General features: G+C 70.3%; 13 protein-coding genes. 5 read left to right on the top strand and 8 right to left on the bottom strand.

Features of this window, described 5'->3' with window-relative positions; translation table 11 throughout:
- Nucleotides 1-104 precede the first annotated feature (104 nt).
- Complete coding sequence (locus FB384_RS24805) at nucleotides 105-542, top strand: VOC family protein (protein ID WP_183787272.1); 438 nt, start codon at nucleotides 105-107, stop codon at nucleotides 540-542.
- Nucleotides 543-816: 274 nt separating this feature from the next.
- On the opposite strand, the gene FB384_RS24800 is transcribed toward FB384_RS24805, so the two are convergent.
- Complete coding sequence (locus tag FB384_RS24800) at nucleotides 817-1,944, bottom strand: adenylate kinase family protein (protein ID WP_183787271.1); 1,128 nt, start codon at nucleotides 1,942-1,944, stop codon at nucleotides 817-819.
- Nucleotides 1,945-2,295: 351 nt separating this feature from the next.
- On the opposite strand from FB384_RS24800, the gene FB384_RS24795 reads away from it, so the two are divergent.
- The gene (locus FB384_RS24795) at nucleotides 2,296-3,441 is read left to right on the top strand and encodes a response regulator receiver protein (protein WP_183787270.1); all 1,146 of its coding nucleotides are present in this window, start codon (nucleotides 2,296-2,298) and stop codon (nucleotides 3,439-3,441) included.
- A 27-nt stretch (nucleotides 3,442-3,468) separates the two neighbouring features.
- Here the strand turns inward: FB384_RS24795 and FB384_RS24790 are convergent, their stop codons facing one another.
- Nucleotides 3,469-4,143, bottom strand: coding sequence for a class I SAM-dependent methyltransferase (locus tag FB384_RS24790; protein WP_183787269.1), 675 nt, complete (start codon nucleotides 4,141-4,143; stop codon nucleotides 3,469-3,471).
- A gap of 39 nt (nucleotides 4,144-4,182) precedes the next feature.
- Here FB384_RS24790 and FB384_RS24785 point away from each other — a divergent pair, with 39 nt between their 5' ends.
- From FB384_RS24785 to FB384_RS24775, 3 genes are all read left to right on the top strand, one after another.
- Entirely contained in the window at nucleotides 4,183-4,839 is a 657-nt protein-coding gene (locus FB384_RS24785) for an ArsR/SmtB family transcription factor (protein WP_183787268.1), read from the top strand.
- Between the two features lie 26 nt (nucleotides 4,840-4,865).
- Nucleotides 4,866-6,206 (top strand): MFS transporter, encoded by a 1,341-nt coding sequence (locus FB384_RS24780; protein WP_183787267.1) that lies wholly within the window; start codon nucleotides 4,866-4,868, stop codon nucleotides 6,204-6,206.
- A gap of 394 nt (nucleotides 6,207-6,600) precedes the next feature.
- Nucleotides 6,601-6,804: a cold-shock protein gene (locus tag FB384_RS24775; protein ID WP_183787266.1), complete on the top strand. Its 204-nt coding sequence runs from the start codon at nucleotides 6,601-6,603 to the stop codon at nucleotides 6,802-6,804.
- A 241-nt stretch (nucleotides 6,805-7,045) separates the two neighbouring features.
- Here the strand turns inward: FB384_RS24775 and FB384_RS24770 are convergent, their stop codons facing one another.
- From FB384_RS24770 to FB384_RS24745, 6 genes are all read right to left on the bottom strand, one after another.
- A complete protein-coding gene (locus FB384_RS24770) occupies nucleotides 7,046-8,413 on the bottom strand; it encodes a tyrosine-type recombinase/integrase (RefSeq protein ID WP_183787265.1) in 1,368 nt (455 codons plus the stop codon).
- 280 nt (nucleotides 8,414-8,693) lie between these two features.
- Nucleotides 8,694-10,058, bottom strand: coding sequence for an SPFH domain-containing protein (locus FB384_RS24765; RefSeq protein WP_183787313.1), 1,365 nt, complete (start codon nucleotides 10,056-10,058; stop codon nucleotides 8,694-8,696).
- A 224-nt stretch (nucleotides 10,059-10,282) separates the two neighbouring features.
- Nucleotides 10,283-10,714 carry an NfeD family protein gene (locus FB384_RS24760; RefSeq protein WP_183787264.1) on the bottom strand — a complete coding sequence of 144 codons (432 nt, stop codon included), beginning with the start codon at nucleotides 10,712-10,714 and terminating at the stop codon, nucleotides 10,283-10,285.
- Between the two features lie 176 nt (nucleotides 10,715-10,890).
- Nucleotides 10,891-11,703 (bottom strand): DUF3097 domain-containing protein, encoded by an 813-nt coding sequence (locus FB384_RS24755; RefSeq protein WP_183787263.1) that lies wholly within the window; start codon nucleotides 11,701-11,703, stop codon nucleotides 10,891-10,893.
- 141 nt (nucleotides 11,704-11,844) lie between these two features.
- Nucleotides 11,845-12,669, bottom strand: coding sequence for an SCO1664 family protein (locus FB384_RS24750; RefSeq protein WP_183787262.1), 825 nt, complete (start codon nucleotides 12,667-12,669; stop codon nucleotides 11,845-11,847).
- 6 nt (nucleotides 12,670-12,675) lie between these two features.
- Nucleotides 12,676-13,177, bottom strand: a 502-nt coding sequence (locus FB384_RS24745) for a DUF3090 family protein (protein ID WP_183787261.1), incomplete at its 5' end; no start/stop codon positions are given.

Here is a 13,177-nt window from a genome sequence, read left to right as displayed (position 1 = left end):
CCCGACCACGCCGGCGATCTGTTCGCGCGGCTGCTCGTGCCGACCGGCGCCCAGGCAGGACTCGACAACCGGCGACCTGCGCCACGGTTCGTTACCGTGCGCGCATGCCCATCAGACTCGAGAACATCGGCATCGCCGTGCGCGATCTCGACGCAGCGATAGCGTTCTTCACCGACCTGGGGCTGACCGTCCTCGGCCGTGACACGGTCAGCGGGGAGTGGACCGAGACAGCCGTCGGCCTCGACGGCAACCACGCCAACATCGCCATGCTCCAGACGCCGGACGGCACCGGTCGTCTCGAGCTTTTCGAGTACATCCACCCCGACGCCATCGAGACGGCGCCCACGCTGCCCAACGAGATCGGCATGCACCGAGTCGCCTTCTCGGTCGACGACATCGACGCGGCTCTCGCGGTCGCCGCGCGGCACGGTTGCCACCCGCTGCGCGGCGTGGCCACCTACGGGGACGTCTACAAACTCACCTATGTCCGTGGCCCGAGCGGCATCATCCTCATGCTCGCCCAGGACCTGACGAAGAGCTGACCCCGCGTCGATCCCCACGGACTTACAGTCCCGCAGGAGTGCACTGTGCCGCAGGCCCGTGCCGATGGCACGGAGCTGGCAGTGCGACGCCGCCCTGGACGTAGGCGGCTGGAACGCGGTGCGCGGCGTTGACCGGATCGCCCGGCACGATGTCCACCGCCGAGATGTCCACCACCGAGGCGCGCACACGGGTGACGACCGGCGTGTGCGAGACCTGTTTCCCGTGGACGCGGTGTGGCGGACCGTGGTCCGGCGCACCGCTGGTCGAGGTGGTTCACGTGCTGGTCAGAAGCGTCCCCGGGGCGGACCGCAGCGCGTCGAGGACGGCCGCGGCGGTCTCGTCGGCGTTCTGTCCGCTCGTGTCGAGGATGATCCCATCGGTTCCGACACATCGAAGCCGGGTTGCCTCGGCTGCTGCTCGAGTAGCCACCCGACGTTGGACGGCGGGCGATGCGCCTCGCAGTTCGTCGCCGGCCAGCAGCGCCGATTCACCGTCGGCTCGGCGGCGTACGCGGGCGGCCAGCGTCGCGGCGTCCGCGTCGAGATGCACGACGGTGACGGGATCGTCCGGCACGGCGTCCACCACCGAGGCGGGCTCGCGGGCCACGACGAGCAATGCCCGCGCCCCGGTCCGTCGATAGCCATCCCACAATGACCGGAGGGCAGCGGCCTGCAGGGCAGGATCCGGGCCCGGGTGGACGAACCCGAGCTGGCCGAGGTCCACGTAGGCGGTCACGACGTTGCGTCGCCAGAGGTCGCGCAGCACCTTCCAGCTGATGGTGGACTTGCCCACCGCGGTCGCACCGGTCACCACGGCCACCAGGGCCGACCGGAAGCTGCCATCGGAGGGAGCGGCGGGCAACGGAAGCACCGGAGCGGTACGCACGGTGGTCCATGCCATAAACGTGTCGACGGTGTCCGCCGGATTCTGCCCGGTCGTGTCGACCACCGAGCCTGTATCGGAACGGTCGAGCTCGTCGACCAGGTCGAACAGTTCCGTGAGCATCTCCGGCGACGATCCGCGTCCCAGGAAGCGCCGGCGCAGCTCTTCCCGCTCGCAGGTGAGCCGCACGTGCGTGAGATCGATGTGGGCCGCCTCGGTCTTGTGCATGAGGTACGGCTCGATTCCCTGCTGCGGATCCACAACGCCCGACACGAGCACCTGCTGCACACCCCGGCGACGCAGGGTGGCGACCATGCGCAGGAGGTTGTCGGCCTTGATCCGGTGGCTCGCGCCTCCTCCGCCGGGCGGTGGCCCGATCAGTCCGAGCTGGTCGATATCGACATAGGCGACGCTGCCACCTCGGTCGGCAATGCGTCGGTACAGACCCCAACCGGCTGTCGTCTTCCCCGTGCCAGGCGCCCCGCTCACCCACAGCACCGGCGTGTTGCTCGTGGTCACGTCGCTGACCGTAGCCCCGTGTGTCCAGCGATTTTCGCTGCACGCTCGAGGGCACACACTCCGGCCCGCTCCGTCTGTTCTGCCCCCTGCTCCGCCCGTTCCCGTCGGGTCGACGATCGACCCGCCACGTGCACCGTCCGAGGCCATCGAGTGTGCGTCGGCGGTTTTCCCGACGGCGCGGAACCGGCCTGGTTCGGTCCCCTCAGCGCCCTCTTCGAGTCCCTCGTCGGGACGTGGCGAACCCCCGATTCACTCAGCTACAAAATATACCTTCTGTAGCGAACTCTGGTTGTAGTTAGAACAATCAAAACCCAAGTTAGGAGATATATAATCTGTAAGTAGGATGGTCGCATGAGCGCGGAAAGTGCGACGGTGCACGTGACGGATCCGCAGGCGGCGCGGTGCGGGTTTCGGCACTGCAGAGAGCCCCTGCCGCCACCCGGGCCGCGCGGGGGACGGCCGTACGAGTTCTGCCCCGACCGCCGGTGGCCCGGGGACAAGACGTGCAAGCAACTGGCGGCCGCCGAACACGCGCTCCGCACTGCGCTCGGCGACACCGATCCCCCGACGGCGCTGCGCGAAGCGACCGACACGTTCGCCGAGACCGCCCGGCAGGTCCTGGAACCGCTGCAGACGCTCGGCGGTGCACTCGACGACGTCACGGCCCGCATGCAGGACGAGCTGAACGCCGCTGCCACCAGGGCGGACGAGGCGGACGCGGCCGCCGAGGAGGCCCGGCGTGCAGAGGCCGAGGCCGAACAGCGGGCGGACGAGGCGCTACGGCTCCGGGACGAGGCCGTCGCCGAAGCCGACCGCGCACGCGCTGACGCGGACGCGGCGCAGGACACCGCACAACAGGCCACCGCCGCAGCGGACGCCGCCGCGCTCGCACAGGCCCGCGCCGAGGCCACGGCCGAGGCCGCGGCCGACCGGGCCCGCACCGCGGAGGATCAGAACCGCGTCGTCCGTGCCCGGGTCGACGAGCTCACCGAACGTCTCGACGAGCTGCGCGGGCAGCTGGCGGAACGCACCGGTGAGCGCGACACCGCACAGGCCGCGCTCGACGAACACCGGGCGCGCAGCCGCGATCTGGAACAGAGCCTCACCGAGCGCCTGACGACCGCGACGGCCCAGCTCGACGAGACGCGCGACGCGCTGCGCCAGGCTTCCCAGCGGGAACGCGACGCTGCGCAGCGGGCCGAAGAACTCGCCCGGCGACTCGACGAGGCGCTGGCCGCCCAGCAGCAGGCCGACCAGGACCTGAGCAGCGTGCGCGGCGAACTCGCCGACCTGCGAGGCGAAGTGGAGCGACTCCGGACGCGGGTGGCCGAGTCCGATCGTGAGCGCTCCGCCACGGACGGCGTGCTCCGGCGCGTGCACCGGGCGGTGCTTGACGCCGGCGACGATCCGGCCACCCTCCGCGAGCTCGTACTGCGGGAACTCCTGTCCCGAGACGCACCGTCCGGCGACGTGCCACCGGACGGAGAGGGGTCCTGAACCGCGCCGGACCACCGATCGGCTGCGTCAGCTCGCAGGGCGGGGATGTCGTGGTGTGGTCTGGGTTATCCGCCAGAGCCGCCGAGGCAGTTCCCCCTCGCTGAAGGAGTGCACCTCGCGCAACCGCCAGCCACGGGCAAGGTCGTCGACGAGCTCACGAGAGAAGAAGTGCACGGCGAAGCCGCCGTGTTCATAGATGTCGTCGCCATGGGCCGTGCCGACGCCGTAGTGAGCGTCGCTGGTGTTGCGGACGGTGTAGACCAGAGTTCCACCCGGCCGCAACACACGTTCCACCTCTGCGACGACGGCACGGATCTCCTGCGTGGACAACGCCATGCACAGCAACATGTGCGCGAACACCCCGTCCACGGAGGCGTCGGGAAGCGGGAGCGGGTCGCGCGCATCGTGCACCGTGGTCCGGACCTGCTCGGCCACTCCTTCGTGGGAGGCCTGGGCGCGGAGTCGATCCAACGCGGTGCCGCTGAAATCGGTGGCGTGCACCGGGAAGCCTTCCCGTGCGAAGTGCAGCGAATCCCGGCCGTGGCCGGCACCCAGCTCCAGTACCGAGCCGGCACGCGAGGCGCTGAAGACCTCGGCCGCGTACCGGGCGGGCTCGGAGGGGCGCCAGCCGTACATCTCCGGGTGTGCCGTGTAGACCGACTGCCAGTGTTTCCGCTGGGCGCCGTGTAGCTCCTCGAGCATATCTTCAGTATTCCATGGATTTGTGGAACACTGCCACGTGTGGACGTCGACAAGGCCGATCTGTACGACGCCGTCGCCGGTACCGGCAAAGCCCTGGCGCACGGCAAGCGGCTCGAACTACTGGAACTCCTGGCCCAGGGCGAGCGTCCCGTGCGCGAACTGTCCCGAGCGGCCGGGCTGAAGCTGACGACCGCGTCGGCGCACCTGCAGATACTGCACGACGCGGGCCTGGTGACCACTCGCAAACGGGGAACGAGCGTGCTGTACCGGTTGACCGGCGCCGACGTGGCCGAACTGTTGTCGGTGCTGTGCCGGGTCGCCGATACGCACCGTGCCGAGGTGGAGAGCGTTCGCCGCGCCTACCTCGACACCGAGCAGGTCCGGCTGGTCGATCGTGAGGAGCTTCTCCGCGAGACCGCTGAAGGCCGGGTCCTCGTACTGGATGTGCGTCCCCCCGAGGAGTACGCGGCCGGGCACGTGCCAGGGGCCGTCTCGATCCCCTTGGAACAGCTTGCCGACCGAATGGCCGAGATCCCGCCCGATGTCGAGGTGGTCGCCTACTGCCGGGGGCGCTACTGCGTGCTCTCCCACGACGCGGTGCGCCTGCTGCACGACAGCGGACGCGAGGCCGCACTGCTGGAGGACGGCATCCTCGAATGGCGCCGTGACGGCATGCCCATCACCACCGCTGCGTGAACGACCGCCTGCCGAAGGGACCGGGGATGACCACCACGGCCGCACTGCATCCTGCCCAACGACGCATCCTCACCGTCCTGATCGCCGCCCAGATCCTCAGTGGGGCGGGACTGGCCGCGGGCATCACCGTCGGAGCCCTGCTGGCCGAAGACATGCTCGGCACCACTGGCCTGTCCGGCCTGCCCAGCGCCCTGTTCACCGCCGGCTCGGCCGTGGCGGCCGCCCTGGTCGGAGCGATCTCCCAGCGCCGTGGGCGTCGCACGGGCCTCGCGGCCGGCTACGCCACCGGGGCGGTGGGTGCGCTGGGCGTCGTGATCGCCGCCGCCGTCGACGACGTCGCCCTGTTGCTGGCCGCCCTCGTCGTCTACGGGGCAGGCACCGCCACCAACCTGCAGGCCCGCTATTCCGGCGCCGACCTCGCCACACCCGCGCACCGGGCACGTGCGCTCAGCGTCGTCCTCGTGGCCACCACACTCGGCGCGGTCGTCGGTCCCAACCTGGTCACCCCACTGGGCGCATTGGCCACGTCGTGGCACATTCCGCCGTTGGCCGGCCCCTTCTTGCTGGCCACCATCGCCTACGGAGCCGCCGCAGTCGTGCTCTGGGCGCTGCTGCGTCCCGACCCCCTGCTCACCGCACGTGCCGTGGCCGGCTCGGACCCGGCCGACCCGAGTCACAGCACTGCGGGCCACAGCGCGGCAGAACTCAGCGATACAGGACCCAGCGCGGCAGGACTCAGCGATACGGCATCCGGGGACTCGGCGGGCGACCGGCGCCGCGTGCTGCTCGGGTCCGCGGTGATGGTGCTGGCTCAACTCGTCATGGTCGCGATCATGACGATGACTCCGATCCACATGCAGCACCACGGCCACTCGGTCGGAGCCGCCGGAGTCGTCATCGCCGTCCACGTCGCCGCGATGTATCTGCCGTCGCCGCTGAGCGGCTATCTCGTCGACCGTTACGGCCGAATGCCCGTCGCAGTTGCCTCCGGCATCACCCTCCTGGTGGCAGGTCTGGTCGCCGGGTTCTCGCCACCGCAGTCGGTCACGCTGCTGGCGGTCGCCCTGGGCCTGTTGGGCCTGGGATGGAGCTTCGGTCTGGTCAGCGGCACCACGCTCATCACCGACAACACGTCACTGGCGACCCGCGCCAAGACTCAAGGACTGGTCGACGTCGCCATCGCAGTCGCCGGAGCAGGCGGTGGACTGGCCTCCGGCCTGGTCGTGGCCACCGGCAGCTACACCGTGCTGTCGTTGGGCGGAGGGGTGCTGGCCGTCGCGCTGCTCCCCGTGATCGCGCTCGCCACCCGCCCCCGCCGCACGTCGCACCGGGATGACCGGCCCACAGCCACCCCCACCGGGCACTGACCTCCGGCGAAGCCCCGCATCAGGTCGTCACCGGGGTCCGGTGTTCCCGGGAGATGGCTGTCCCTGCCGTGCGGGCGGCGTGCGCTCCACAGTGGAGTTGCGGGACAGTGGAGTCGCGGGGCCTCGGCACCGATTTCGGGGACCTGCCCGGCGGGGCCGACGCGGCGACAAGGGCCATCGTGGTCGCCGCTGATGTCCGGCGGGTGATACGTGTAGACTGATAAGTGGCCGATGAATTTCTGGGTTCGTGTTTTGTGCATGCTCGCAGGATGTTGATGCGGGCGAGCTTCTTTCTTTGGTGTAGCTGGAGTGAGCCGCCGTCTGAGATCGCCAGGCCCGGGCCTCCACACGGTGTGGTTGCCCGTCATACCCCCAGCTCCTGAAGGAGACAATCATGACCAACGGAACCGTGAAGTGGTTCAACTCGGAAAAGGGCTTCGGCTTCATCGCCCCGGACGAGGGCGGCCCGGACGTGTTCGTTCACTACTCCGCCATTGACGCGGCAGGCTTCCGGACCCTCGAGGAGAACCAGCAGGTGACCTACGACGTCAGCCAGGGCCCCAAGGGCCCGCAGGCCGACGTCGTGCGCGTGGCCTGATCCTCCCCGATTTCCTCCCCGGCTCGCACCTCGTGTGCGGGTCGGGGATTTCGGCGTGTCGGCATGCTTCCCCGCTCGCCACGTGAGGCGGGGGAAGGGGCGTGCCACACCCAGCGACCTCGGCACCCGCCCCGACCTCGGCACCCGCACGGACCGGCGTGACGACGCTGCCCTCGACCGGGCCGGCCGGTGCTGCGGCGACCAGACGCTGCGGCGACGAGACACTGCGACACCGAACGCCTCACGACGAAGGGCGGTCCGATTCCGGGGAGCCGTCACCTGAATCGTCCGCGAGCCCGGTGCCTGCCGTGTCGTACCAGGTTCCTGCCACGAGATCGACGGCGCTGCGCTGGGGATCAGGCGCGGCGTGGTCGTAGACCTTGCGCGTGGTGTCGATGCTGCTGTGCCCGACGTCGCCCTGTACGTGGGCGAGGTCCGCACCGGCCTCGACCGCGGTGGTGACGTAGAAGTGCCGCAACGCGTGCGGATGCATGGCGTCGGCGACCTCGGCCAGCTCCGGTCCCGCCGAGACTGCGACCCTGCGGAGCAACTGCCAGATCGCCTGCCGCTGGAAACGCCGTCCAGTGCGGGTGCGCAGCAACGGCCGGTCGTCGGCGGTGCCGACGTGGTCGCGTTGCACCGCGGTCTCCCGTGAGCCCACGGCCTCGCGCAGTCGCAGCCGGTACTCGGTCAGCGCGGCGTCGGCGGGTTCGCTCAGATACACGATGCGGGTCTTGCCGCCCTTGCCGTGCACCCGCAACGCCCGGCGGCCGCGCGTCACGTGCAGATCGGACTCGTCGAGCCCGCACAGCTCACTCACGCGCAGACCGAGGGTGAACAGCGCGACGACCGCGGCTGCGCGGGCGGTGTCCACCGGACCCGCTCCCCTGCGCGGCGCCGCCGCCGCGGTGTGCAGTGCACGTACCTGCCGTCCGGTCAGCGTGACGGTGGCCGAGGTGCTCGCCGCCGCGGTCGCCAGTCCGAGTCGCCGCCTGTTCAGCGCCGCCGGATTCCCCGTGACGAGGCCGATCTCGGCAAGGTACGAGTACAGGGTCTTCACGGTCGTGAGCAGACGATCGCGAGTGGACGGTGCAGCCCCGGCGGCGGACACGGCGTCGAGCCACGCCTTCACATGCGTGCTCGTGACCTGCACGGGGTCCACTCCCCGGGCGGCGCACCAGCGGAACCAGTGGACCGCGCGCAACCGGCCACGCGGCGCCGGTGGCGGCCGCCGGACCGAACCGCCATCGTCGTCACGACCGGGCGGGCTCAGTTGCAATGCGGCCGCGTAGGTCGCCACCGCTTCGGGCCAGCCGTCGCCCGCTGCCGCGGTGTGCCGGCCTCCGGTGTCCTGTCGAGCCCCGTCCGCTGTGGACGCCACGAGTGATGCCGGACCCGGCCCGGGGACGGTCGGGACCCAGTGTTCGACGTCGGTACTCGTGACGGGCAGTCCGAGGCCTTCGGCGTACGTGCGCCGGGTCTGCACGTTGCCGTAACCGGTGAGCCAGTCGGCGATCCCCGCGAGTAACGCGGCTGGATCGGATGACCCGGGCCACGGATCCGGCCCGGCCAACACCGACCGCGTGAGGGGAACCGGATGCTCGCTCATCACGACCGACCGTAGCGCATGACCACCGCCCCGGACCGGCAGGAACCGCCGCGGTGAAGGCGTGCGGGGATCGACACCGCCGAGTACGCCGAAGCTGCGTGATCACCACGCCCAGGTGCTGGCATTCGGCCATCCACCCCGGACTCGGACCGTCGGCGTCCACGTCGTGGCGTCGTCGTGCCGATCGGTGGCAGCAGGCGACCGGAGAGGGGGGCGAACACAGAAGGGCCGGTTCCCACACCATCCGTGGGAACCGGCCCTTCTGTGTTGTTGCTGACGCCTACTGCTGACGGGGCGGGCCACCGAACGGCGGGCCCTGCTGCGGCGGGTACTGCCCGCCCTGCGGCGGCTGCGGAGGCGGAGTCGGACCACCCTGCGGCGGCTGCTGCTGCCCCGGATTACCGCCGTACGGACCCGCGGGCGGCTGCTGCTGCGGAGCCTGCTGCGGCGGTGCGGGCGGCGGAGTCGGCTGTGCCGGCGGCGCCGGAGGCAGTTCCGGAGCCTCGTCCTTCTCCTCTTCCGCAGCGGCCTCGGGCTGAGCGGGCGACGGGGTACCGCCGCCGAGCGCCTGCAGTGCCGCGGGCGGCGGAGTGGGCGCCTGCGGAGTACCGTGCAGCGGGCCGACCTCCTGGCGCGCGACCTTCTCGGCTTCCCGCACGGCCTCGGCGACGCTCGGGTCCGACTTGGTGTCGAACCAGGACGCGACCTCCTCGTCCTCCAGCGGCGGCATCTCCGTGTCGTCGCCGGTGGGCGGCTCGTAGCGGAACACGCCGTCCTCGCCCGGGGCGCCGAGCTTGCGGGCGAAGCCTTCGAGAGCCTGGCCGTACTCGCTCGGAATCATCCAGACCTTGTTCGCGTCGCCCTGCGCCATCTGCGGCAGGGTCTGCAGGTACTGGTAGGCCAGCACCTCCGGGGTCGGCTTGCCCGCCTTGATGGCCGCGAAGACCTTCTCGATGGCCTTGGCCTGCCCCTGTGCCTGCAGATAACGGGCGGCACGTTCACCCTGCGCCCGCAGGATCCGCGACTGCCGCTCGGCCTCCGCGGACAGGATCGAGGCCTGTTTGGACCCCTCCGCCGCGAGGATCTGACTCTGCTTCTGACCCTCGGCGGTCTTGATGGCCGACTCGCGTTCACCTTCGGCCGTCAGCACCATGGCGCGCTTCTCACGGTCCGCGCGCATCTGCTTCTCCATCGAGTCCTGAATGGACGGCGGAGGATCGATCGCCTTCAGCTCGACACGGGCGACCCGGATGCCCCAGCGGCCGGTCGCCTCGTCGAGCACGCCGCGCAGCTGCTGGTTGATCTGGTCACGGGAGGTCAGCGCGTCCTCGAGGCTCATGCCGCCGACGAGGTTCCGCAGCGTGGTGGTGGTCAGCTGCTCGACACCGACGATGTAGTTCGAGATCTCGTACACCGCGGCACGGGAGTCGGTGACCTGGAAGTAGACGACCGTGTCGATCGAGACCGTCAGGTTGTCCTGCGTGATCACGGGTTGCGGCGGGAACGAGACGACCTGTTCCCGCAGGTCCACCTTCGCGCGCACCTTGTCCAGGAACGGCACGAGGAAGTTCAGGCCGGGACCGGCCACCATCCGGAACCGTCCGAGCCGCTCGATGACGGCCGATTGTGATTGCGGCACCACCATCAGCGCCTTCGCGACCACGACGATCACGAGCAGCGCGATGACGGCGACAACAATCAGTCCTGTTGTCTCCACCTAGTTTCTCCCCTTCACGGTGCGGACCGGGCCTGATGGCACGCTCGATCGCATGCGCCGTCCCGGTCGGCGGCTATTCGGTTCTGCGGAGCACTGTCGACCCGGCCCGCGCGGCGGGCGCGGCGGGCACTGCCCCGGATGCGGCCGTCACATCAGATCGCGGCGGACACGATGGCGGTGGCTCCCTGGATTTCCACGACGGTCACGTGCGTACCCGCCTCGATGACGTCGCCTTCGGTCAGGGCCCGTGCGGACCAGGGTTCCCCGGCGAGCTTCACCTGACCGCCGTGCGAGTCCACCTCGGACATCGCCACGGCCTGACTCCCCACCAGCGCCTCGGCGTTCGTCTTGATGCCGGGCCCCGCGAGGAAACGCCGTTTGAGTGCGGGCCGGACGAGCCCGAGCATGCCCGTCGAGACGATCGCGAACACGGCGACGTCGATGTAGATGTTGCCCGTGATCGCCTCCGCTCCGGCTGCGGCGAGCGCCCCGGCGCCGAGCATGAGCAGGACGAAGTCGCCCGACAGCACCTCGGTCACGATCAGAGCGATGCCGATGATGAGCCAGATGAGCGCCGCTGTCATGCGCACATGCTCCCAGATACGATTCGGCGAGATGAACCGGATCACAGTACGTGACCGAGGTGTGACCTCACTGGTGTCGCGGACGCCGCCCGTGCCCGACACAGTTCACCCGTTCGGCCTACGGGGTGCTCGGCCGCGGTGCGCGGACCCCGCGATACGTCGGGAGACGCTCCCGCTCAGTCGGCGGGCTCGGTGACGAAGTCGATGAGCCGCTCCATCGCACCGATGAGGGGCGTTTCGACGTCACGGAAACTCCCGACCGCGGCCAGTACCCGCTGCCAGCCCTCGTAGGTCTCGCCCCAGCCGAGCGCGTCGCACACGCCGCGTTTCCACTCGACCCCTTTCGGGATCCGCGGCCACGCCTCGATCCCGAGGACGTCGGGTTTGACCGCCTCCCAGATGTCCACGTACGGATGGCCGGTGATCATCACGTTCGGGTCGGTGATGCCGTCGACGATCCGCGACTCCTTGCTGCCGGGGACGAGGTGGTCGACGAGCACGCCGAGCCGTCGTCCGGGGCCGGTGCCGAACTCGGCGATCGCGTCCGAAAGCACGTCCACACCGTCGAGCGGTTCGACGACCACGCCTTCGACGCGCAGATCGTGTCCCCAGATGCGTTCGACGAGTTCGGCGTCGTGCTTGCCCTCGACCCAGATACGCGAGTCCCGCGCCACGCGGGCGCGCAGCCCGTCGACGTGCACCGAGCCGGAGGCCGACTGCGTGCGCTGCGGCGCGGCGGGCTGGGACGGTCGCGCCGGCACGAGGGTCACGGGCTTGCCGTCGAGCAGGAACGCGGCGGGGCCGAGGGGGAACACCCGGTGCTTGCCGTTCCGGTCCTCGAGTACCGCGTTGCCGTGTTCGAGCCGGACGAGCGCGCCGCAGAATCCGCTCGCCGGGTCTTCCACGACGAGGCCCGGCTCGGCGGGCACCTCGGGGATCTTGCGCTTGCGGGAACCGGACAGGATGTTGCCGTAGGAATGGGAACGCACGAATCGGAATCTAGCGGCCGGGGTAGTGGGATCCGGGGAGCGCCACACCCCTGCGGCTCCGGGGCGCTGGGATGCGGCCCCTGTCGTCGCACCGGCGGTCGTCGTGCGGGACGGGCCCCACCGGCCGGAGCGGGCTGTCGGTCAGAACAACGGCCAGGGAATCGCGCGCCATTCGCCGCTGGGAACAGGGAAAGCTCCCGCCTCGATCAGACCGTCGGTGCGCGTGGCGAGCGCGGCGATCTCGTCGCGGGTCAGGTGCTGCGACAGCGTGGTGCCGAGGTCACGGTCGAGTGCCCAGCGGAGTTTGCGCAGCTTGTCCAGCACGTCGTCACCCAGCGGTTCGCCCGCCCAGCCCCACAGCACGGTGCGCAGTTTCGGGTCGGCGTGCAGGCAGATGCCGTGGTCGATGCCGTAGCTCCGGCCGCAGGGCCCCGGCAGGATGTGCCCGCCCTTGCGGTCGGTGTTGTTGACGACGACGTCGAGGATCGCCAGCTCGCGCAGCTCCTCGTCGTCGGCGTGCGCCACCACGAGGGGCTGCCCCTCCTGATCTTGGGCACGGAGGACGACCAGCCAGTGGTCGGGCAACTCCTCGGGGGCGAGGACGTCGACCAGTTCCCGTTCGGTGACGTCGATCCAGAGCTGCACCATGCCGTCGCCGAACGGGCCGTCCCGCAGCACGGTCGGCGGCACCCTGCCGATCTCGGCCGCCTCGGCGATCAGCGCCGTGGCGACCTCACGGCCAGCCAGGGTGCCGTCGGGGAAATCCCAGAGCGGCCGCTCGCCGGTGACGGGCTTGTACACGACGTCGGCTTCGGCACCGTCGAGCTCCACGGTGCCGAACAGGGTCAGGTTCGACGCGTCGACTACCCGGCCCTGCACGTCGAGCCGGCCGCGCGTGATCAGCTCGACGACGGCTGGATCCGCCGGGTCGACGGTTCTGCCGGGCTCGTTGTGCGCCTCTGCCACGCCGGCTCAGCTTTCGTCGGTCAGTTCCGAGTCGCGCCGGTAGCCGTTCTGCCGCGGGCAGATGTGGCCGGCGGGGTCGAGCGGCTCACCGCACAGCGGACACGGTTTCCGGCCCGCGCCGACGACGCGGTCGGCGCGGGAGGCGAAGGCACGTGCGGCGGGCGGACTCAGGAACACCCGCACGGCGTCGGGGCCCTCCTCGGTGTCGTCCAGCACGACGGTCTCGTCCACTTCGCCCTCGGTCACGGCGAGCAGTTCGACCACGACGGCCTGGCTCTCGGCGTCCCAGCCCAGACCCATCGTGCCGACGCGGAACTCCTCCTCGACGGGCACGCTGAGCGGCTCGTTGTCGACCAGCTCGTCCGGGGCCTCTTCCGGCACCTCGGCGTCGAATCTGCTGGCGATCTCCTCGAGCAGCGAGCTCAGACGTTCGGCGAGCACCGAGACCTGCTGCTTCTCGATGGTCACGCTGATCGTCCGCGTGTCCTCGGTGGCCTGCAGGTAGCAG

This window comes from Prauserella sediminis (assembly GCF_014195435.1).
In the GTDB taxonomy this organism is placed as follows: Bacteria; Actinomycetota; Actinomycetes; order Mycobacteriales; family Pseudonocardiaceae; genus Prauserella; species Prauserella salsuginis.
Note: the sequence above shows the minus strand (reverse complement) of the source record. Positions and strands in the feature narration are given on the sequence as shown.

Bases quoted from the DNA above. Each gene is read 5' to 3' on its own strand.
- FB384_RS24770 (WP_183787265.1), bottom strand. From the start codon at position 8,413: ATGAGCGAGCATCCGGTTCCCCTCACGCGGTCGGTGTTGGCCGGGCCG.
- FB384_RS24780 (WP_183787267.1), top strand. From the start codon at position 4,866: ATGACCACCACGGCCGCACTGCATCCTGCCCAACGACGCATCCTCACC.
- FB384_RS24795 (WP_183787270.1), top strand. From the start codon at position 2,296: ATGAGCGCGGAAAGTGCGACGGTGCACGTGACGGATCCGCAGGCGGCG.
- FB384_RS24775 (WP_183787266.1), top strand. From the start codon at position 6,601: ATGACCAACGGAACCGTGAAGTGGTTCAACTCGGAAAAGGGCTTCGGC.
- FB384_RS24805 (WP_183787272.1), top strand. From the start codon at position 105: ATGCCCATCAGACTCGAGAACATCGGCATCGCCGTGCGCGATCTCGAC.
- FB384_RS24790 (WP_183787269.1), bottom strand. From the start codon at position 4,143: ATGCTCGAGGAGCTACACGGCGCCCAGCGGAAACACTGGCAGTCGGTC.
- FB384_RS24765 (WP_183787313.1), bottom strand. From the start codon at position 10,058: ATGGTGGTGCCGCAATCACAATCGGCCGTCATCGAGCGGCTCGGACGG.
- FB384_RS24760 (WP_183787264.1), bottom strand. From the start codon at position 10,714: ATGACAGCGGCGCTCATCTGGCTCATCATCGGCATCGCTCTGATCGTG.